This window comes from Catelliglobosispora koreensis DSM 44566, from assembly GCF_000379685.1.
Classification (GTDB): Bacteria; Actinomycetota; Actinomycetes; order Mycobacteriales; family Micromonosporaceae; genus Catelliglobosispora; species Catelliglobosispora koreensis.
The window spans coordinates 1,019,206-1,039,049 of the sequence record NZ_KB903249.1 but is presented as its reverse complement, the minus strand read 5'-3'; the positions used below and the strand labels follow the sequence as shown (position 1 = coordinate 1,039,049).

Here is a 19,844-nt window from a genome sequence, read left to right as displayed (position 1 = left end):
ACTATGCCAGCGATCGGGCGGTCGCGTCCGCTTCCGAGGGCAGTGTTCGCAGAGTGCGCAAAGGAGACAGGAAAACGGGCAGGAAGGCGAGGCATCCGGCGATGCTGCCGATCCAGATCGTGGTGCGGGCACCGGCGAGTTCTCCGGCGATCCCGCCGAGCAGGCCGCCGATCGGCATCGTGCCCCACACGAGGAAACGCATAGTGGCGTTCATGCGGCCCAGCAAGTGATCTGGGGTGAGGCCCTGGCGGAAGCTGAGCTGATTGACGTTGTAAACGACCACGCCGAATCCGACGACCGCTTGCCCGGCCGCGGCCAGCCATAGTTTCCAGCCTGGTTCGGCCAGTGGCAGGAGCAACGCGAAAGGTGTCGTGAGCGCAACGGAAAGCCAGATGGCAGGCCCCTGCCCGACCCAGGTGGCGATGCGGCGGGCGACTAAGGCTCCGGCGAGGCCGCCGATGCCGCCGATCGTGAACACGAGCCCGATCAGTCCTTCGCGGATGTCTAGGTCGCGGGCGAGAAAGACGAGCAGCATCGACTGGGCCATGGTGCCGAAGAGGTTGAAGGTGCCGGTGCACATGGCGATGCGGCGCAGGAGCGGATGTTTGACGACGAAGCGCAGGCCTTCGCGAATCTCGCGCAGCAGGTGAGCGTCGGGGGCGCGGTCCGGCTTGGGTTCGCGTTTGCGGATGCGGGTGACGAACAGGGCTGAGACCACCATGCCGATGGCGTCGACGAGCAATGCGACCGGTGCGGTGAGGATCTGCACGAGCTGGCCGCCCAGGCCCGGCCCGGCGATCTGGGAGACGGCCCGCATGGATTCCAATTTGGAGTTTCCTTCGACGAGTTTGTCGCGCCCGGCCAGGTGTGGCAGGTAGCTCTGGTAGGCGACGTCGAAGAAGACGGTGAACACGCCCAGCAGCAAGGCGACGGCGTAGAGCTGCCAGATCGTCAGGACACCGGTCCACCAGGCGACCGGAATGGACAGCAGCAGCATGGCCCGCACGAGGTCGGCCACGATCAGCACGTTGCGGCGGCGCAGCCGGTCGACCCACGCTCCGGCGGGTAACCCGATTAGCAGGAACGCCAGCGACATGAGCATGAACAGCAGGCCGACCTGAAACTCGGTGGCCCGCACGGCGAGCACGGCGGCCAGCGGGAGCGCCAGCATCGAGACCTGCTGGCCAAACTGGCTCACGGTGGTGGAGGCGAACAGTGCCCGGTAGTCGTGGTCAGCCAGCAGCCCGAGACGCATGCCGCAAAGAGTCGCACCACTGATTGAGAAAAGTCAACCAGTTAGTCGCTAGGCTGTCTGGCGTGGACAATTCCAAGCGGCCGGCGACGGAAGCCGAGGCCAAAGCGCTCGCGTCGGCGTTGCGGCTGCGGATTTTGCGCTTGTGTCTAGACGAGGCACTGACCAATAAGGACATTGCCGCCCGCCTGGGCAGCCAGCCCGCGACCACCCTGCATCACGTGCGCACCCTTGTCGCGACCGGATTCCTTGCCCCCGCCGAGGTTCGCCGGGGCGCCCGGGGCTCACGCGAGATCCCCTACCGCGCCACGGGCAAGTCCTGGCACATGTCCATCACCGACACCTCGGCTGTGGCGGCGGGCAACCAAGCGATGATCAACGCCTTCCTGCAGGAGGTGGAGCTGGTCGACGATCCCGGGCAGATAATGCTGACCCGCATGGGCTTACGGCTGTCTGACGAGAACGCGGCCGCCTTCATGGAGCGCCTGCACGAGATCTTCGAGGAATACAAACAGCGCCCGCCAGACCCCGACGGCAAACCGGTCTCGATGTTCTTCGCCCTGCACCCCGACACCGGACGTCTAGCCAACGAGCCGTCGATGCCCTAGCCTCTCGGTCATCTGACTTGGACAGGTGACCCACTAATGACAGAGCTCTCCCCTCCCGCTCCATTCGCCGAACCCACCCGCCGCGTGAGCGGTGCCTGGATCGCCTTATTCGGCATGGCCTGGCTGGGCATCTGGATGGCGCAGCTGACCCCGATCCAGCTCCTGCTGCCGATGCAAGTCGAAGCGCACGTCACGGCGACCGGCTGGGAAGACAAGGTCATCGCCTTCGGCGTGATCTCCGGCATCGCCGGGCTTTTCGCCCTGGTCACCTTTCCGCTCACGGGAGCGCTGTCTGACCGGACAGTGTCCAAGTTTGGCCGCCGGCGCCCGTGGATCCTCGGCGGGGCCGTGCTTTTCAGCGGCTCACTTGTCCTTTTAGGACAGCAGAACACGATAACCGGCATCGGCGTCTGGTGGACCGCCACGCTGACCGGCTTCTGCGTGCTCACCGCAGCACTGACCGCCACGATCTCTGACCAGGTTCCCGCCGGGCAACGGGGTCTGGTGTCCGGCTGGATCTCAGCCCCGCAAGCCATCGGGACCATCCTTGGCATCCTGCTGGTCACCACTCTTTCTTTAGGGCTTTTCACGGGGTACGCCGTGATGGCCCTTTTGCTTATGGCTCTTGTGCTTCCCTTCCTGGCGCGGATTCCCGACGCGGTGCTGCCCAGGGAAAGCCGCCCGCCGCTGACGTGGCGCGGTCTGGTGACCGGGTTCTGGATCAGCCCACGGCGTTTCCCGGACTTCGGCTGGACCCTGCTAAGCCGCGTCCTCGTGAACCTCGGCAACGCTTTCGGCACCACGCTGCTGTTCTACTTCCTCGAAGACCACCTCAAGGTCGCCGACGCCGAAGCGTCCATCCTGGTGCTGTCACTGGTTTACATGTTCTTCGTCGTGCTCGCGGCGCTCGTGTTCGGGCCTTGGTCGGACCGTTGCGGCAAACGCAAACCGTTCGTCTGGCTCGCCGCCGGGCTGCAAGGTGTGGCAGCCCTGCTGCTCGCCTTCTTCCCCCACTTCTCCGTCGCCCTCGCGGGCGCGGCGATGCTCGGGCTCGGCTACGGCTGTTTCCTCGCCGTAGACCAGGCTTTGGCCACGCAGGTGCTGCCCGACCCGGCCGCCCGGGGCAAGGACCTGGGCATCATGAACATCGCCACCGCCGTCCCGCAGGCGATCGCTCCCCTGCTCGGCGCCCTGGTGGTCGCCTACGCCGGCGGTTTCAGCGCGCTGTATATCCTTGCTGGTCTGACCTCGCTGCTCGGTTCCGCGGCGGTGCTGCCCATCAAGAAAGTGGCTTAGCGATGCTGACTAACCCCGCCGCGACAACGGTTCTGTGCTTCGGTGACTCCAACACCCACGGCGCTCCCGACGCCCCCGGCAACCGGCTGGCCGCCGACGTGCGCTGGACCGGACAGTTGCAGCGGATTCTGGGCGAGCGCTACTACGTGATCGAGGAAGGCCTCAACGGCCGCACCATCGACATGGACTACCCCGACCGTCCCGGCCTCAACGGGCGCACCTACCTGACGCCTTGCCTGCTCACACACTCGCCACTGGACATAATCGTGCTCATGCTCGGCACCAACGACACCAAAGTCCAGTTTGGACGGTCCGCTGAGGCGATCGCGTTGTCGTGGCACGGTTTTCTCGACGACCTTTTCGCGGTGGCCTTCCGCGCCGACGGCAGCCGGCCCGACGTCGTGCTCGTCAGCCCCATCCACATCGACCCCACGCAGCCGCTGGCCGACATGGAGACCGACAGCTTCGACGCCGCGTCAGTCGCCAAGGCAGCCCAGCTGTCAGCCCTCTACGCGGCCATCGCCAAGGAGCGCGGCTTGCGCTTCCTCGACGCGGCCGCAGTCGCCGCTCCTGGCGCTGACAGCATCCACCTGACCGTCGCCTCCCACGCCGCCCTCGCTGAGCTGATCGCCACCGAAATCACCTCCCGCTAACCCACCCGGCCAGCGAAGGTTGGCGTTGCGGATTGGAGCCGGGGAAACGTGGGCATACTGAGCTTATGGTGACAGTTACGGCGGACGATGTGCGGAAGCTCGCGCGTGGGGAACATGGCGAAGTGCTGGCCGTCATCGACGGCGCGATTCATTTGGTCCCGCGCGATCAGGTCAACGGCGGGGTCGTGCTCTACACCCGGGAGACGCTGATCAGCGAGACCGGGGTTGAGCTGACGGAGATGGAAGCCGAGACGCTCGCGGCCGGATTGACGGCTAAAGCTGCGGGACTATAGCCGAGCCATTGAGCTTGGCTTGGCGCGGAACGCGCACGGGTGCTGACGGGCGCCACGTGCGGCCGGTGCCATACACGATTCTGAAGCCGAGGTAGGAAGCCAGCGGCGCCCACGGGCCAGAGCCCATGCGCAGCTCAGCGGCATTGCGCCGCTGGCCGTTGGCCAGCACGTCGAGCAGGACCGTTTCGAAGGCGGCCGACTCGACCCAGTTGACTTCGCGTGTGTAGCCACAGACAAGATCTGCGCCGGTCACCTCAAGGAACCGGCGCAGAACGGCATCGGGGGCCCGTAAGACCGAACAGCTTCCAAAGTAGAGCCGGCGCCCCTGACATCGCCCTTCGAGCTGGTCAGCGACGTCTTCTAAGGCGACGGTGTGCCAGTCGGTCAGGCAGAGCTTGGTCGGCTCACCATGCATGGCGAAGAAGCCCACCGGGTAGTCGGCGTATTGCTTGAGCAGCCAGCGGTCAAGGTAGTAAGTCAGCTCGTCGGGGGTCGCGACATCTTTGTGGATATAACGGATGGTGCCTAGCCTGTCCAGAAGCTCCAAAGTAGGCAGAACAGATCCACGCTCATGCAGATCTCGGTGCCACTGTCCCTCGATGCAGAAAATTCCACCCTTGGCCACAAGTCGCCTCCGTTGCAAGTCAGTCTTGGGAAATGCCATGACTAGCAGTCCGCGCTTGCGCGTGGACGGTCCCGGTCTGGTCCGCAGTTGCGGTGCCGGGTTCTCGTTTCAACGCCACCTGCCCCACGGATGGGGTCTTCTGGTTGGCTCGGCGAGCGTTTGATGTCTCCGGGCCACTCCCGGCGACGTTGTGCTGTGCCGCGAGCGCGGCGAGGTTGCGTGCGGCATTCAGATCCCGGTCGAGGACCAAGCCGCAGTTTTCGCAAGTGTAGACGCGTTCGGATAGACGCAACTTGGGTTTCGTCGCGCCACAGTCAGAACATGTTTTAGAACTGGGGAACCAGCGGCTGGCGACGATGAGGGTGCCGCCGTGCCATCTGGTTTTGTAGTCGAGTTGTCTGCGGATCTCACCGAATCCAGCGTCATGAATTGCGCGGGCCAGCAGCCGGTTTTTCGCCATGCCGGCAACGTTGAGGTCTTCGATGACTATGGTGCCGTAGGTGGCAGCCAGGGTGGTCGTCAGTTTGTGCAGGCTGTCGCGGCGCAAGTTACTAACTCGGGCGTGCGCGCGGCCGAGGGCTCTACGGGTGTCTGCCCAGTTTTTCGATGCTGTCCGGCGAACATTCGCCTTCGTGTCATGTGGTCCGATCTGGCGGGCAGCCCGGCGGGAAAGTCGCCGCAGGCGCCGCAGACCAGCTACGAGATGACGAGGGTTATCTATGACATGCCCGTTGGATAGGACAGCTAAGGACTTCACGCCCAGGTCGACGCCGATCACCTCGTAGGGGCGGGCTGGGCGGCGTTGCGGACGGGTGACTTCCACGGTGAACGAGCAAAACCAGCGTCCCGCCTGATAGCGAACGGTCGCGGATAGTATTCGCGCGGTCCCTGCCTCCAGACGGCGTGCGAGTTTACGCGTGGATTCGTGCGTTTTGATCGTGCCCAGTCTTGGCAAGGTCACGTGGTGGCGATCCGCCTCGACCCGGATTACCCCGGTAGTAAACCGGGTCGAAGGTGTGGTGTTGCGCTTGGACTTGAATCGGGGGAAGCCAACCCGTTTACCTTGACGCTTGCCCGACTTGGAGTCGGCCCAGTTGCGCAATGCTCTGGCCATCGCGTCTAGGCCTGTGTTGAAGGCCTCTTTGCTGCATTGCGGCCACCACGGCGCCGCCGCCGGCTTGGCCTGGTTCCACGCCCGCCGCAACGCCGGCAGGTTCCAGCCCACCGCTGGCGTCAGGTCCTGGTCAGCCACTCCATACGACCGCTCGGCCACCCGCTGTCCGATGTTGGCTTTGACCGCTGCGAGTGCCCAATTGAACGCGTACCGTGCGGCACCGGCGTGCCGTTGCAAATCCCTGGCCTGGGCCGGGCTCGGGTCCAAAGCGAACCTGTATGCCTGCATCACGGCCATCATGACCAGGCTTCCTGGTTCCTTATAACAACCGCGACCGCGTTAGCTGCCGGTCGCGGCACCGGCCAACTTTCAGGCAGACGGGCACACAGCGAATTCAGACCGCAAAACCCGAAGCCGGTCAACCGATCCCAATGGTCCACAGCCAACACGCTAGCGGCGGGGTCTGACACTGAACCTCGTCAAGACGTGATCTGGTATCGGTCAGCCTGCTGGTCCGTGTTGGAGGGTGAGGGTGGCTTTGGCCGGTGTCCGGGCGCGGGTGGGCGGCAGCGGACTACGGCGAAGATCGTCCTGGCGCTCTGTATAGCGCAGCTCCACTCGCCTGGCCCAATTCAGTTACTCCACAGGCGGGTTGCCGTCGCAGTTTTGGGTGGTGAAGACAAGGTATCCCTGCCGCACACCCCAGGAGTGAGGCGTTCCTTCGCAGTTCACGCTGTATGTGCCGCGCACCTGAGTGCGGCTGGAGTCGGTGTACCACGTGTGCAAGCACATTTTTCCGGCCGGGCAAGGATAGAGGGCCTGTGCCGGGGCGGCTGGCAGGACGATCGCGGCACCGGCGATGGCTGCGGCGAGAAGAAGGCGGCGGATCACACTGGGCTCCTTTGTGGACGGTAGCTTGTGTCATCGAATTTAATCGATTTAGTGGTCCGATGGAAGGTATCTGCGCAGGCAGGACTTACGCTTAGCGAGTGGCCAGATATTTCGACGTGCACCCGGACAATCCGCAACCGCGCGCGATCGGCCAGGTTGTCGCACTGATCAACGAGGGCGGACTGATCGCCTACCCCACCGACTCGTGCTATGCCCTGGGCTGCAAGGTGGGCAACCGCGACGGCATCGAGCGCATCCGTGACATCCGCAAGCTTGACGACAAGCATCATTTCACGCTTGTGTGCCAGGACTTCGCGCAGCTGGGGCAATACGTTCAGATCAGCAACTCGGTGTTTCGGCTGGTGAAGGCCACGACGCCGGGGAGCTACACCTTTATTTTGCCGGCTACCCGTGAGGTGCCGCGTCAGCTGGCGCACCCCAAGAAGCGCACGATCGGGGTGCGCATCCCGCAGCATGCCGTCACTCAGGCGATAGTCGCTGAGCTGGGCGAACCGCTTGTGTCGAGCACTTTGCTGCTGCCCGGCGAGGCCGAGCCGCTGACGGAGGGCTGGGAGATCAAGGAACGTCTGGACCACCAGGTTGACGCGGTTGTCGACGCCGGTGAGTGCGGCACGATTCCCACGACCGTCATCGATCTGTCCGAAGACGAGCCGCAGATCCTGCGCGTCGGCGCCGGCGACCCAACGCCGTTCGAGTAGCCGGTTCGTGATCCACATCCGTTCAGACGTGATCAAAAGGCGGTTTGATCACGTCCCGCGGGATGTGGATCACCGTCAGGGATGTGGATCACGATGAAGCGGGCAGGCATCGCACCCGGCGAAGCGGCAGCCGGCTCGCCTACGCCGAAGCGCGTTAGGCCGACACCATCTCGGGCTTGATCTGATCTGGGGTGGCATCGTCGTGTTTGGACGGGCGCAGCTCGTCGGCGCGCACGAGCGCGACTCCGGCGATGATGAGCAGGCCACCGGCGAGCTGAACCGGCGTGGGCAGTTCATCGAGCAGTAGCCAGGCGATGAGGACGGCGAAGACGACCTCGGTCAGCCCGACGAACGATGACAGGCGTGCGCCGAGAATCCTTGCCGCGCCAATGCCCGCGACGTAGGCGATGAGGGCGGCGACCAGCGACAGGCCGAGCACCGGCACGAGCCAGCTTGTCTGCTCGCCAGCGAAGGTGACTTGGCCGAACGTGGCGCGCAGGGGCAGCAGGCCGATCGCGCCGAGGGCTAGCAGCACGACGGCGCCGACGGCCATGCCGCCGCTGGCCAGGGCGACCGAGGGCAGTTGCGGGTCGACTCGTGCTGACAGGACGAAGTAGGCCGCGAGACCGATCGCCGCCCACAGGCCCCACAGGACGCCGACGATGTTGAGGCTGGTGTTGCCGGTGAGGTTCAGCACGAGGAACAGCCCGGCGATGGCGGCGATCGATCCGGCGACGGTCAGGGCGCGTGGGCGTTGCTTGTGCACGGCCCACATCCAGATGACGACCAGGATGATGCCGAGGTATTCGAGCAGGAGTGCCACGCCGATCGGCAGGTAGCGCACGGCGTTGAAGAAGCCGACCTGTGCGCTGGCGACCGCGAGCAGGCCAAAGACGGTCACGCTGCGCACGTTGCGGCGCAGGACGGACAGTTTGCCGCGCAGCGCCCACGCCGCCGGAATGGCAAGCAGCACCGCCGCAAGCCCGACTCGCATCGCGACGGCGGCTTCGGCTGACCATCCCGCGTCGATGAGGGATCGGGCAAACGTGCCGGAAGTGCCGAAAGTGAACGCGGAGACGAGGGCTAGCGCGAGGCCGATCCCGGCGGAACGTTGCGGGCGCATGACGTGCCCTCCTAGCTGTAATGAGCAAAGGGTGGTTACACTAATGACGCTAGGCTGGTTCGCGACAGGAGTCAAGATGCTCTTTGCCCATGACACGGAAGTCGCCTTGGTGTCGGCCGCCGCCCTCGTGAACGCCGACCTGCCAGACATCGATGCCGTTGATGAGTTCTTCGCCGCCTACGACTGGGCCGGCACGTGGAGCCGCACCAAGACGGAGCTCAAAGCCGTCCAGGAGCTGCGGCCGCGGTTACGTGAGCTGTGGGACGCTGACGAGGACCGCATCGTGGAGATCGTCAACTCCCTCCTGCTGGAATACCGCGCGTTGCCACAGCTGGTCAAACACGACCACTGGCCCTATCACCTGCACGCCGTGCCGTCGGATTCCCCATTGTCAGCCCGGATGGCCGTTGAGGCGGCGATGGCGTTCGTCGACGTCGTGCGCAGTGGCGAGGTCAGCCGGCTGCGCATCTGCGAGCTTGGCGACTGCGGCAACGTGCTCGTTGACCTGTCTAAGAACCGGTCAAAGCGCTTCTGTGACACCGGATGCGGCAACCGGGCCGCGGTCAGTGCCTACCGTGCCCGCAAGGCTGCCCGGAAGTAACCGGCCCTTGGGGCCAGCGGCGCTTTGCAGCTGTTCGACCGCGATAGACACGCGCAGTTGCATCGCGCGCGATGACGGGTGCAGCATCGGGCGGTAGCCCGAGGCGAGCACCGCGACCGACGCCGCAGGCGTGAGCACTTCCACGACGGTCGCCGGGGCGAGGGACAGTGGTTGCGCGTAACCACGCAACGACCACGGCAGCAGCCTTTCCCGCACCACCAAAGCGATCTCACCGTCGTGGCGGACCATCACACCGTCGGGAAGCGAACGCAGCGGCGCCTCATGTGTGCGCTGAATCCGGGTGCGGGAATGGACCCGCTCACGGTGCAGCTGGGCGTCCATTTCCGGGGCCTTGGGCCGGTCCGCCAGGCGATGCGCTCGCTGCCAAGCCTGCCCGTAGGCGAGGTAATCGGCGCGCCGGCAGTAACCACAGGGCCGGTGTCCGGCGGCCAGAGCCGTTGCCTCGTCAAGGAAGAACAGAGCGGTCCACCGTCCCGGTGGCATCGGATCGCGCTGAACATCCTTATAGGACAACAGACAGCAGATCCACAACTTGGACCGCCAGCGGGACTTTCCGAGCTCACGGCCCTGACCGTGCAGGCAGCCGCGGTTGCCCATGAGCAGCCCACGGGACGGGTCAGCGACGATCTCACCCGTTGGCAGCACCCGGTTCTGCAGAGCCATCGGCAGGAATCTACACCTGTTGCCGCTGTTGCGCCTCAAGCAAAGCGGCCGGAAGCGACCGGAGCACCGGCCAGGTCCAGTGCCCCATCAGGCTGATCTGCAGCCAGTTGCGGGCGCGCAGGTAGCCGCTCTGGTAGGCCAGCAGGTACCCTGCCACCTCCATCCGCTGCCCCACCACGAAAGCGTCGCCGTCGATCGCGATGCTGATGATGCCGGGAGCGGCGCGTTCTGGCGGCGCGATGAGGGCGAAGCCCAAGCGCCGCAAGCGCCGTTGCAGCCAGGCCGACGCGTGCGCGAGCCGGGCGTAACGGTCGGCCCAGTCCGTCGCGCTGACCGCGGCGTCCAGGGCGGCCACGAGATTCGATGACTGTGTGAACGCGACACCGCCACTGTCCACATAGGACCTCAGGTCGAGGTAACGCGCGACGGTCGCGGTCGGTGGTGGGTTCTGCTGGAAGAAGACCATCGAGATTCCCGGGTACGCGCGAAGCGCCTTCCCGCTGGCACCCGAGGCGAGGTGCACTTCGCTCAAGTCGACCGGCACCGTGCCGATGGAGCTGATGCCATCGATGGCCAGCTTCACTCCCCCGGCCGTGCAAAGCTTTGCCAGCCAAGGCAAGTCGAGCAGCACGCCCGTTGATGTCTCGCAGTGCGTGACCCATGCCCACGTGACGTGGCCGAGCTGAGCGGCAAGGTCTTCCGGTGACGTGACGGTGACGAAATCGAGCCCTGCCCGGCGCGCGTGATCGGTGAGCCGTTGCCCGAACTCGCCCTCCGAGAGCACCACACCGGTGCCGCCCAGTGCCGTGAGCTGACCGGCGACCACATCGTTGGCCAGCGTGCCCGATCCCATGAGCAGCTGACAGTGCGGCGCGCTGACCATGGCTGCCAGCTGGGACTGCAAGCGCGCCAAGGATTCGCGGTAGCCGGGCGCGCGGTGGTAGGCGGCCGGGGCTGATAGTGCTCTCGTTACCTCCGGTGCCACGGAGACTGGACCGGGCAGGAAGTTATGCTGCGCCGCGGCCCGTGGCTCGTGCAGGTACATGGGCTGAAACTGGGCGCCGGGCACTCCGGTAAGCGGGCCGAACGGGACGAAGCCGAACTTGTAGTACATGTCGAGGGCTCTCGTCGTACCAGATATGAGGGCCAAATCGCAGCCTTGCTGGCGGAAATGCGTGGTCAGCAGTTCGATGAGCCGCATGGTTATCGCACTGTGGCGATAGGACCGTTCCACGGCCAGAAGCCGGAACTCAACGGGCCGCCCCGGCGGCAGATGCCGGTCTAGATCGTCCACTTTGCTATCAAGGGAGAACGGGCGGACCGCCCGCCCGGCCAGCATCCCGACGACGTGGCCGTCGTCTACACAAATCGCGTAGGTGTTCTCGTCATGGAACCGGTCCACGAGCCGGCCGTCGTCATGGGCCTGATGCTGCGGAATCTCTTCGGCGAAGGTGCGGTGGTTGAGGCGGTGGATCGCTTCAAACTCCGTTGGCGAATCGGCAATCTTATAGACGAGCGCCTGTGGCATGCCGTTCATTGTGTGCCACGGGCATCCTTTATGGACGCCCGTGGCATTAGTTAATTAGTGAACACCGGTGAGAACCGGCTGGTTTTCCTGGTCAGGGGCACGTTCGATGCGCTTGCGCGGCAGGAACAACGCCGGGATGAGGCACAGGACGACGAGCACGAGAGCGACGACGTAGGTGCTGCCGAACGCTTCGGCCAGGGCACTGCGTCCTTGCTCCAGCACGGGTGCCGGAGGCATTTGCTCCGCCGGGACCCTGCCCTGGATGACCGCGCTGTAGATCGTCGCCGCCTGGCTGTTGAGCACCTGGTTGGTCAGGATGACCGACATGGTTGCGGTGCCGATCGAACCGGCTACCTGCTGCACGATGTTCATCATCGTGGAACCGCGGGCGATCTGGTGATCGGTCAGGCTCGCCATCGCCGAGGACATGATCGGCATCATCGTCATGCCCATACCCATACCGAGCACGAAAAGTGACCCGAGCAGGAACACATATGACGAGTCAGCCGCGACCTGGGTGTAGCCACCGAGGCCCAGGGAGATGATCACGATGCCGATCAGCACGATCTTGCCTGGCCCGAACCGGTCCGTCAGCTTGCCACCGATCGGCATCGTGAGCATGGCGCCCAGGCCGTTCGGGATGAGAAGCAGACCGGTGTCGAGGGTTCCCTCACCGCGCACCTGCAGGAAATAGCTAGGCAGCAGCAGCATGCTGCCCATGAACGCCACCGAGAACAGGGTCATCGTGACCACGGCGATGGTGAGGTTGCGGTTCTTGAACAGCGACAGGTCGACCAGCGCGTGTTCCTTGCCCAGGGCGTGGAAGACGAAGCCGATGATGAGCGCCAGGCCGATCAGGCCGGGCACCAGAACCTTCGCCGAGGCAACGGTTCCCGCCTCCGGGATCGACGACGCGCCGTAGAGGAACAGCGCCAGGCCTGGTGAAAGCAGGAGCATGCCGAGGAAGTCGAAGGACTCCGAGGGCTTCGGCTCGTCCTTGGGCAGAATCTTCAGCGCGGCAATGAAAGCGACGATGCCGATCGGCACGTTGATCAGGAAGATCCACTGCCAGCTCTGCGACTCGATGAGCCAGCCGCCGAGGATCGGCCCGCCAATGGGACCGAGCAGCATCGGAACACCCAGCACGGCCATGACCCGGCCGACGCGGTCGGGACCCGCGGCCCTGGTCATGATGGTCATGCCCAGCGGCATCAGCATGCCGCCACCAAGACCTTGCAGCACCCGGAAAGCGATCAGCGGGCCAATGTCCCACGCGAGACTGCAAAGCACCGACCCGCCAACGAACAAGACCAGTGAGGCGAGGTAAAGACGCTTGGTGCCGAAGCGGTCCGCGGCCCAGCCGGTGACCGGGATAACCGTTGCCAGAGCGAGCGTGTAGCCCGTCATCGTCCACGCGACCGTGGCGTAGGTAGCGTCGAACTCCTGCATGAAGGTCGGCAGCGCGACGCTGACGACGGTGACGTCAAGGATTGCCATGATGGCACCCAGCACCACCACGCCGGCGACTTTCAGGACGCCACTATCGAGTTTGTCCGCTGAGGGTTTACCAATTGCAGCTGAGCTCATGCGCTCTCCTCCGTGAAGGGTGTTTCCGTTCATGCTCGCAACCGATCGTGCCAAAACGGTTTCGCGCAGCGCGCCCGGGGCCGCATAGTTGGCCGTATGCGCGCGAGCCGGCTGGTTTCGATCATCTTGCTGCTGCAAACCCGGGGGCGGATGACGGCCCAGGAATTGGCAGATGAGCTGGAAGTTTCCGTGCGCACTATTTACCGCGACGCCGAATCCCTGCACGAGGCCGGCATCCCGCTATATGGCGACGCGGGACGTGACGGGGGTTACCAATTACTCGACGGGTACCGCACACGGCTGACCGGCCTGACAAGTCACGAGGCTGACGCCGTGTTCCTCGCGGCCGTCCCAAAAGCCGCCGCTGAGCTGGGTTTGGGCACCGTCATGGCGGCCGCTCAGCTGAAGATGAAGGCCGCCATGGCACCGGAACTCGCCGCCCGCGCCGACCGGATCCAGCAACGGTTCCTGCTCGACGCCCCCGGCTGGTACAGCGATGGTGACTCCAGCGAGCATCTTCCGGCCGTGGCCGGGGCGGTGTGGGATCAGCGGAAAGTCGAGGTGCTCTACCGGCGGTGGCGCGAACCTACTGATGTCACGCGGGTTCTCGATCCGTACGGCATCGTGCTCAAGAGCGGCAAGTGGTATGTCGTGGCCGGCTGTGATGGGCGGGTGAACACCTACCGGGTCAGCCAGATCCTGAAACTTCTGGTGCTTGAGGAGGAATTCACCCGCCCAGCTGATTTCAGCCTGCCCGGCTTCTGGCGTTCGCAGGTCAGCCAGTTCCGCACACGGCTCGTGCAAGGTGATGCCGTTATCCGCATGTCCCCGCTGGGCGTGGAACGTGTCGCCGACCTGATGCCGTCAGATGTCGTCAAGGCCTTTCAGGAAACAGGTCACGACGATCCTGTGCGCGAAGGCTGGACCCGCGCGACCGTGCCGATCGAGTCCCTGATTCACGCCGAGACCGAGTTCCTGAAATTTGGCGGCGAGGTCGAAGTGCTTGAGCCCCAAGCACTTCGCTCCCGTCTCACGGAAACCGCCCGTGCGCTTGCCGCTCTATATGCGGGTGTGGGTGGCGATCCAGTTTAGTTCGTCCCAGGTTTTGCCGTCGTCCCACGAAAAGCGTTGTGCCCATTGGGCTTTGCCGTCACCGAGGTTGTCCCACTCATACCGCACGATGATCGGCTTGCCGTGAAACTCATCCGGGCCTTCGAAAATGCCGCGGTTACCGTCGAAGCGGCCTTCCACGGGCGGGTCGAGGACGCCGGGGTAACGCGTGGACATCCACCAGATGCGCCACGTCTGGGTCTCTGGCACGAACATGCGCAAGGTCGCGCCCTCAAACGATGCACTGGACAGGGTGTCCACGTTGCCTAGCCCACCGAGGATCGGCATGCATTGCGCCTCTGACTCGAACTCGACCCACTCGGTGCATGTGGGATCGGTGACGTCGGCCAGCTTGCGGTTGCTGGTGCGCCACTTGCCGTGGAAGAAGTCGAACGCGTGGCGCCCGTCATTGATCTGACTCATGACCGGGACGCTAACTACAACTCACTGACACCTTCTGTCAGTGGAACTCCGAGGGTCAGGTAGGCGAAGCCGAAAGCTCCGCGATAGCCGTGCAGCCACCGGCGGCGGTGTTCGTCGGACTGGGCGCGCACTTCCTGTGCCCGGGGGTGAGCCGGGTTCTTGATCAGCCATTCTTCATAGTCGGCGAGATATCCGGATTCGAAGGCGTCAAGTTCGTTCAGGGAACTTTCCTCGGTGTACAGCGGCCGGTAGCCCGCCTCGACCGCCACATCCACCAGGCCTCGTAATGTCGGCAGCTCAAACAGGTCTGGCCACACCAATTCCGGCTCGGGCACGGGACCGGTTGGGTCCCATAGACCTTCGCCAAACAGCAAGCGTCCTCCCGGGCGCACCCGCGTGCGCAACGCTGACAGTGCTTGCGCCGGGCCGCCGAAGGCGTGACTGGCCCCGATACAGATAACTACGTCGGCTTGTTGCTGTGTTTCTTCCCCGGAAAGGGTGCGAAAGGTCGCCCGGTCAGTAAGCCCGCGTTTTTCGGCTTCCATGCGGCCGCGGGCCAGGCCCCGCTCGTCGGTGTCGATGCCGGTGCCGACGGCTGACGGTGCGTGCTCCAGAACGCGCAACATCAGTTCACCCCAGCCGCAGCCGATGTCCAGGACGTCGGCGGGCCGGGCGGCGGCGAGACGGGCCGCTAAGTCGTTGGCCCGGTGCTCGCTGAGCGGAGCATTGAACGATAGATGGGCATACCAGGTGGGACCGTCAGATTCCGTCATGAGCCGGCAATCTACGCGGATTGCTGGCCGGATGGCACTGAGTTTTCTAACCGGTATGCTCCGCGTTGTGACTAGGCGGGAATCGATCACCTGGTGGGGCAGCGGTGCTGTGCTGCTCCTGTTCGCGGTGAGCGGTTTGATCGGCGCGCTGGTGAAACCAGCCGAGGCGGCGAAACCTTGGCAGGTCAGCGTTTTGTCGGCATCGACCGCCACTGACCGGCCTCCGCTGCAGCGGGCTGACGCGGCCAACCGCTGGCTGATCGTCCGCGCCAAGGTCGAGGTCACCGGCGATAGCAGTGCTTCTGGCCTGAGTTCAATGGTCCGATTGTCCGGAGTGGACGGTTTAGTGAAACCCGAACCTGGTGTTGTGCTTTTGCGGGATAGCACGCAAATTGACCGGCTACATCCCGGAATGCCGGAAGAAGTGGTGTTCGCCTGGGAGCAGGCTGCCGCGACGGCATCGCCCCAGCAACTGACCGTGCAGATCTCCGGCGCGCAGCCCGTCACCGTGGCGGTGACCGCCCCGTGAGCTCCTCGAAAAACCGTTACGACCGGCTCAAGAATCTCGGCGGTGGCGAGAAAGAAGCCGAAATCCTCAGCGACGAGTGGATTCAGGCGCCCGATGGCAGCTGGATCCGCTCCAGTGACAAAGCCGCCAAGAAGCTCGCCCGCAAAGGCAAGATAGCGGCCCCGGCCGAGCCGGAGAGCGCCGAAAACGGGGAAGCCCCGGAACCGAGGCGCTGGTTTAGCCGCAAGTCGTCGGCCGAAAAGAAGCGCGAAGAAGAAGAGCTGCGCCAGCTTGAGGCCGAACGCAAAGAGCGGCTGGACAAACAACAGGCCGAAGAGTTCGAGCGGCACGCTGAGCGGGAACGCAAACGCAAAGCCGAGCTGGAACGCGAGATCGAGCAAGAGCGCCTCGCGAAGCTTGAGAAGGAATCGGCCGCCGAACGCGAACGGCAGGCCGAGCTCGAACGCGAGCGTCAGCGCAAGGCCGACCTTGAGTTCATGGCCGAGGTCGAGCGCACCCGTGCCCGCGAGATCGAGGAAGAATTCGAACGCGAGCGCGCCAGAGTCGCTGAACTGCAACGCGAAGTCGAGCAGGAGCGGCAGCGGCAAGCTGAGCTAGCCCGTAAAGCCGAAGAGGAACGGGCACGCCAAAGCGAACTCGCCCGCGAGGCCGAGCGCGAACGCCAGCGCCTCGCCGAACTCGAACGCGAAGCCGAGCTCAACCGCACTTCTAGCAAGGACTCTGGCTACTTCCGCGGCTCGGGCAGTGGCACCAGCTTTGACGAGGCGACGATCGGCAACAATTCGCCGACGTCATCCGGCGGATTCTGGGGCGCTGGCACCGGATCCGGCACCGGGTTCGCTGACGACACGATAAGCAGCGGCTCGTCCTACTGGGATTCGGCTAGCGGTTCGGGCAGCGCCTCGTGGGATTCAGGCGCGGCAAGCGATCCGTGGGCTGCTTCGAAGGATGACAGCTGGGACTCTGGCACGGCCGAAGGTGCTGGCAGCGAAGGAACCTATTGGCGGGCGCCTGACGCTGACGGCACCCTGACTGACCTTCCGCCAGCGGACACGAAGAAGAAGCGTAAGAGTAAAGCCAAGACGAGCCCTGCCCCCAGCGCTCCCGCTGGGCCGAGCATGGCGTTCATTCCGCCGCGGCGTAAACGCAGTGCGGGAGAACGGATCGTCAGCGGTGCCATCGCCACGGGGCTCGTGCTCGCGACGCTGGCCATTGGCGGTGGGCTGCGCTGGCTGGGTCCCGACCCGGAGCGCGTTCAGCGGCCGTTTGTGACCTCAGGTGAGCAAGGCGAGACGGTCAGTTTGCGCAAGTTCGCGATCACGGTGCAGACCGCCAAAGCCGTGTCGACTGTCCAATCCGGAGGATCGGCTCACGACTCCCAGGGCGTGTGGGTGGTGCTGCGCGTGCGCGTGGTCGCCAGCAACGAACCGGGGACGGTCAGCTATGTGGCGCTTCGTGATCACAGCGGGCGGACGTTCCTCGCGACGGACCGTCTTGGCCAGCCGTTGCTCGATGGCAAACGCACTTTCCAGCCGGGGATTCCGCTGGAGGGTGAAGTCGTCTTCGAAGTGCCCAAGGACGCCCTGGGCGGCCTGACCGCGCTGTTCGCTCCCGACCCAGCACTCTTGAGCATGGAGGCGATGGCCTCCGTTGACCTGCCAGCCTTGAGCGTGCTCGCGGATCAGTCTTCGGCGACGCTTGGCGCGGCTGAGGTGCGGCCGTGAACCAGACCAATTTCTTCAAGCGCAACCTGTGGGGACTCGTCGCGCTGCTGCCCGTGACAGCGGCGTTCGGGATCGTGGCCCTGGACCGCACCGGCTACTTCGACGTGCGCAGCCCGGGGCAGGCCGTCACCGCTGAGCCAACGCAGTGGGTGGCCTACTCCGACGCCAAACTGCGCCTGCTCAACCTCGTGACCACGGCTGATCTTTACGACGGCGAGGCCAAGCCGGTGAAACTGCCCGATCAGGTGCGTGCGTGGCGGGCGGTCATCGAGATCCAAGTCAGTGACCAGCGCAGCCTCGACGGATGTCAACTGTCGCTTGAGGACAGTGCGGGCCGTGTCTTTGGCACCCAGCCCAGTGAACTTTCCGCCGTGCGCATGCCCCCGCCGACCTGCACGGCCGAGGACAAAGGGCTAAACACCTATCAGGTGACCGTCTTGTTCGTCACGCCCGCCGAAGCCAAACCCGTCGCCGTCCGCGTCATGCGCCCCGCCGCGCTGCCCGCCTATGCCCGGCTGCCCGCCGCTTGACCGCTCCACGAACGCGGCGACCAGGCACACCAGCAAGAACACGCCGATCGCACTGTTGACCGCGCCGAAAATGCCCGACAGCGGAAGCCAGAACGTTTCCGGATCGCGGGCACCGAGGATCAGCCGCTCGATCTGCCACAGCAGCAACGGGATCAGCTGAACGACCACGATCAGCAAACTGGTCGCCAGCGTCAGCGGCAAGCCCACCCGGCGGACCAGGTCTGGCGTTTCCAGCGGGTTGACTCCCGTGGCCAGGGCACCGACAGCAAGCCACGCCACCGGCACGATGATGACCATCAAAGCGGTGCTGAACACCCACGACACCGGCTCAGCGAGGTCGGCGATCAAACGCGACAGCGGGTGAGTCGCGATCGTCAGCGCCAGCAGCGACATCCAGCAGATGTCCAGGCCCATGCGCACATAGGCGGCCCACGGCTGATCGTTCACGGCTGCCCACAACGGCATCAGCCAGCGCAGCAGGATCGCGCCGATCAGCACGCTCGCCGCTGCCACGTCCATGGTCACCTGGGGCTCCAGGGCCGGGTTCACAGAGTACCCATCGAAGTGGTTGGTGCTTATATAAATGAGCAGGAATGGCACCAAAACGACGGTGAACGTGGGCCAAGAGCGCGAGGGAAGCATCTTGCGGAACATCAGCAAGATGGTGGCGAGTAACGCGGCTGGCGCGAAGGCGTGCACGAACACCCCTGCGGCCCAAGCGATCCCGCTGGCGAGGACGGCCAGTTTGACCGTGGCGAGTTTGGCCGTGAAACCAGCGAAGGTCAGGGCAAGCAAGGTCGGCCAGTGCTCAGCGAGCTTGGCTCCGGCCGAGCGGACCAGCTGTAAGACATCGGCGGCGGTCTGCTGCACGGGCGACAGCTTACTGGACGACATGCCATCGCCGCGCCTCCTAGCATGACCGGGAAATCTGACTAGGTTGTCAAAGATGCCGACGTTAGAGATTTCCGTTGCCAGCCTTGATGATGTCCGGCTCATGGGACGGTGGGCCGCCGACGAGGGCTGGAACCCTGGCCGCGACGATCGCTTCGCGTTCCTTAGCGCCGATCCGCAGGGGTTTCTGATGGGCCGCGTCGGCGGTGTGCCCGCTGCCTGCATCTCGGTTGTGCGTTACGAGGCCGGGCACGGGTTCCTTGGGTTCTACATCGCCCGGGAACCGTTTCGGGGCAAGGGGTTTGGGCTGCAGATCTGGCAGGCGGGCATGCGCCGGATGGCTGGCCGTAATGTCGGGCTTGATGGCGTTGTGGAGCGTCAGGCCGACTACCGCGCTTCCGGTTTCACGACAGCGTGGTCCAACGTGCGGTTCGCCGGTGTCCCTGCGCCACAGGATGCGTTGCCTGACGTCCAGTTGGTGGACGCACGAAGCTTGCCGTTCGACGCCATAGCGGCCTACGACAGACGGTTCTTTCCTGCTGCCAGGGACAGCTTTCTGGCCTGCTGGCTTAGCTTGCCAGACCGGCAGGCGGTCGCGGCAGTACGCGATGGGCAAATCGCCGGATTGGGGGTCGCCCGCCCGAGTGAAACCGAATACCGGGTTGGGCCTCTTTATGGTGAATCACCGCAGATCGTGGCACTTATCCTAAGCAGACTGCCTGCGCCGCTAACGATCGACGTGCCAGACATCAATCCGGCGGCGATCAAACTCGTTACGCGGCAAGGGATGCAGCCGCAGTTCGAGACGGCGCGGATGTACACCGCAGGGGCGCCGCGGATCGATTTGAGTGGGTTGTTCGGAGTTACCAGTTTGGAGCTTGGCTAACTCG

General features: G+C 64.7%; 22 protein-coding genes. 11 read left to right on the top strand and 11 right to left on the bottom strand.

The features are described from left to right. Window position 1: 1 nt before the first annotated feature. The gene (locus A3E1_RS0104770) at window positions 2-1,255 is read right to left on the bottom strand and encodes an MFS transporter (RefSeq protein WP_020519599.1); all 1,254 of its coding nucleotides are present in this window, start codon (window positions 1,253-1,255) and stop codon (window positions 2-4) included. Between the two features lie 62 nt (window positions 1,256-1,317). On the opposite strand from A3E1_RS0104770, the gene A3E1_RS0104765 reads away from it, so the two are divergent. From A3E1_RS0104765 to A3E1_RS0104750, 4 genes are all read left to right on the top strand, one after another. Then, on the top strand, window positions 1,318-1,860 hold the full coding sequence (locus A3E1_RS0104765) for a helix-turn-helix domain-containing protein (RefSeq protein ID WP_020519598.1): 543 nt from the start codon (window positions 1,318-1,320) through the stop codon (window positions 1,858-1,860). A gap of 36 nt (window positions 1,861-1,896) precedes the next feature. Beyond that, complete coding sequence (locus tag A3E1_RS0104760; protein ID WP_020519597.1) at window positions 1,897-3,156, top strand: MFS transporter; 1,260 nt, start codon at window positions 1,897-1,899, stop codon at window positions 3,154-3,156. Window positions 3,157-3,158: 2 nt separating this feature from the next. Beyond that, window positions 3,159-3,809 carry a GDSL-type esterase/lipase family protein gene (locus A3E1_RS0104755; RefSeq protein WP_020519596.1) on the top strand — a complete coding sequence of 217 codons (651 nt, stop codon included), beginning with the start codon at window positions 3,159-3,161 and terminating at the stop codon, window positions 3,807-3,809. A 65-nt stretch (window positions 3,810-3,874) separates the two neighbouring features. Beyond that, a complete protein-coding gene (locus tag A3E1_RS0104750) occupies window positions 3,875-4,102 on the top strand; it encodes a hypothetical protein (protein ID WP_020519595.1) in 228 nt (75 codons plus the stop codon). On the opposite strand, the gene A3E1_RS38945 is transcribed toward A3E1_RS0104750, so the two are convergent. The 3 genes from A3E1_RS38945 to A3E1_RS38935 form a co-directional block, all read right to left on the bottom strand. After that, a complete protein-coding gene (locus A3E1_RS38945; protein WP_020519594.1) occupies window positions 4,083-4,727 on the bottom strand; it encodes a DUF6642 family protein in 645 nt (214 codons plus the stop codon). The two genes, A3E1_RS0104750 and A3E1_RS38945, sit on opposite strands and share 20 nt — an antisense overlap. A 19-nt stretch (window positions 4,728-4,746) precedes the next feature. Next, a complete protein-coding gene (gene tnpB, locus A3E1_RS38940) occupies window positions 4,747-6,129 on the bottom strand; it encodes an IS607 family element RNA-guided endonuclease TnpB (protein WP_211215851.1) in 1,383 nt (460 codons plus the stop codon). A gap of 348 nt (window positions 6,130-6,477) precedes the next feature. Next, window positions 6,478-6,732, bottom strand: a complete 255-nt coding sequence (locus tag A3E1_RS38935) for a hypothetical protein (RefSeq protein WP_020519592.1) — start codon at window positions 6,730-6,732, stop codon at window positions 6,478-6,480. Between the two features lie 98 nt (window positions 6,733-6,830). On the opposite strand from A3E1_RS38935, the gene A3E1_RS0104730 reads away from it, so the two are divergent. After that, window positions 6,831-7,451, top strand: a complete 621-nt coding sequence (locus A3E1_RS0104730) for an L-threonylcarbamoyladenylate synthase (RefSeq protein ID WP_020519591.1) — start codon at window positions 6,831-6,833, stop codon at window positions 7,449-7,451. A 154-nt stretch (window positions 7,452-7,605) separates the two neighbouring features. On the opposite strand, the gene A3E1_RS0104725 is transcribed toward A3E1_RS0104730, so the two are convergent. After that, on the bottom strand, window positions 7,606-8,574 hold the full coding sequence (locus A3E1_RS0104725) for an EamA family transporter (RefSeq protein ID WP_020519590.1): 969 nt from the start codon (window positions 8,572-8,574) through the stop codon (window positions 7,606-7,608). A gap of 76 nt (window positions 8,575-8,650) precedes the next feature. On the opposite strand from A3E1_RS0104725, the gene A3E1_RS0104720 reads away from it, so the two are divergent. Continuing rightward, on the top strand, window positions 8,651-9,175 hold the full coding sequence (locus A3E1_RS0104720) for a CGNR zinc finger domain-containing protein (protein WP_026208084.1): 525 nt from the start codon (window positions 8,651-8,653) through the stop codon (window positions 9,173-9,175). On the opposite strand, the gene A3E1_RS0104715 is transcribed toward A3E1_RS0104720, so the two are convergent. From A3E1_RS0104715 to A3E1_RS0104705, 3 genes are read right to left on the bottom strand one after another with little or no spacing between them, the layout of a single operon-like run. Continuing rightward, window positions 9,095-9,859, bottom strand: coding sequence for a hypothetical protein (locus A3E1_RS0104715; RefSeq protein WP_020519588.1), 765 nt, complete (start codon window positions 9,857-9,859; stop codon window positions 9,095-9,097). The two genes, A3E1_RS0104720 and A3E1_RS0104715, sit on opposite strands and share 81 nt — an antisense overlap. A gap of 10 nt (window positions 9,860-9,869) precedes the next feature. After that, entirely contained in the window at window positions 9,870-11,387 is a 1,518-nt protein-coding gene (locus A3E1_RS38930; RefSeq protein WP_040390536.1) for a GNAT family N-acetyltransferase, read from the bottom strand. A gap of 54 nt (window positions 11,388-11,441) precedes the next feature. Further along, window positions 11,442-12,974, bottom strand: coding sequence for a DHA2 family efflux MFS transporter permease subunit (locus A3E1_RS0104705; protein WP_020519586.1), 1,533 nt, complete (start codon window positions 12,972-12,974; stop codon window positions 11,442-11,444). A gap of 96 nt (window positions 12,975-13,070) precedes the next feature. Between A3E1_RS0104705 and A3E1_RS0104700 the strand changes: the two genes are divergently transcribed. After that, on the top strand, window positions 13,071-14,066 hold the full coding sequence (locus A3E1_RS0104700) for a helix-turn-helix transcriptional regulator (RefSeq protein ID WP_020519585.1): 996 nt from the start codon (window positions 13,071-13,073) through the stop codon (window positions 14,064-14,066). Here the strand turns inward: A3E1_RS0104700 and A3E1_RS38925 are convergent. Further along, a complete protein-coding gene (locus A3E1_RS38925; RefSeq protein WP_020519584.1) occupies window positions 14,034-14,507 on the bottom strand; it encodes a hypothetical protein in 474 nt (157 codons plus the stop codon). The two genes, A3E1_RS0104700 and A3E1_RS38925, sit on opposite strands and share 33 nt — an antisense overlap. A gap of 14 nt (window positions 14,508-14,521) precedes the next feature. Continuing rightward, on the bottom strand, window positions 14,522-15,280 hold the full coding sequence (locus A3E1_RS0104690) for an SAM-dependent methyltransferase (protein ID WP_020519583.1): 759 nt from the start codon (window positions 15,278-15,280) through the stop codon (window positions 14,522-14,524). 67 nt (window positions 15,281-15,347) lie between these two features. On the opposite strand from A3E1_RS0104690, the gene A3E1_RS0104685 reads away from it, so the two are divergent. From A3E1_RS0104685 to A3E1_RS46975, 3 genes are read left to right on the top strand one after another with little or no spacing between them, the layout of a single operon-like run. Next, window positions 15,348-15,809, top strand: coding sequence for a DUF4352 domain-containing protein (locus tag A3E1_RS0104685; RefSeq protein WP_157631315.1), 462 nt, complete (start codon window positions 15,348-15,350; stop codon window positions 15,807-15,809). Next, window positions 15,806-17,533, top strand: coding sequence for a hypothetical protein (locus tag A3E1_RS44420; protein ID WP_051104778.1), 1,728 nt, complete (start codon window positions 15,806-15,808; stop codon window positions 17,531-17,533). The genes A3E1_RS0104685 and A3E1_RS44420 overlap by 4 nt, the downstream gene beginning before the upstream one ends. Beyond that, window positions 17,530-18,063, top strand: coding sequence for a hypothetical protein (locus tag A3E1_RS46975; RefSeq protein WP_157631314.1), 534 nt, complete (start codon window positions 17,530-17,532; stop codon window positions 18,061-18,063). Before A3E1_RS44420 ends, A3E1_RS46975 begins: the two co-directional genes overlap by 4 nt. On the opposite strand, the gene A3E1_RS0104670 is transcribed toward A3E1_RS46975, so the two are convergent. Further along, window positions 17,947-18,933: a hypothetical protein gene (locus A3E1_RS0104670; RefSeq protein WP_157631313.1), complete on the bottom strand. Its 987-nt coding sequence runs from the start codon at window positions 18,931-18,933 to the stop codon at window positions 17,947-17,949. The two genes, A3E1_RS46975 and A3E1_RS0104670, sit on opposite strands and share 117 nt — an antisense overlap. Before the next feature lie 76 nt (window positions 18,934-19,009). Here A3E1_RS0104670 and A3E1_RS0104665 point away from each other — a divergent pair, with 76 nt between their 5' ends. After that, a complete protein-coding gene (locus A3E1_RS0104665) occupies window positions 19,010-19,840 on the top strand; it encodes a GNAT family N-acetyltransferase (RefSeq protein ID WP_020519579.1) in 831 nt (276 codons plus the stop codon). Window positions 19,841-19,844 lie beyond the last annotated feature (4 nt).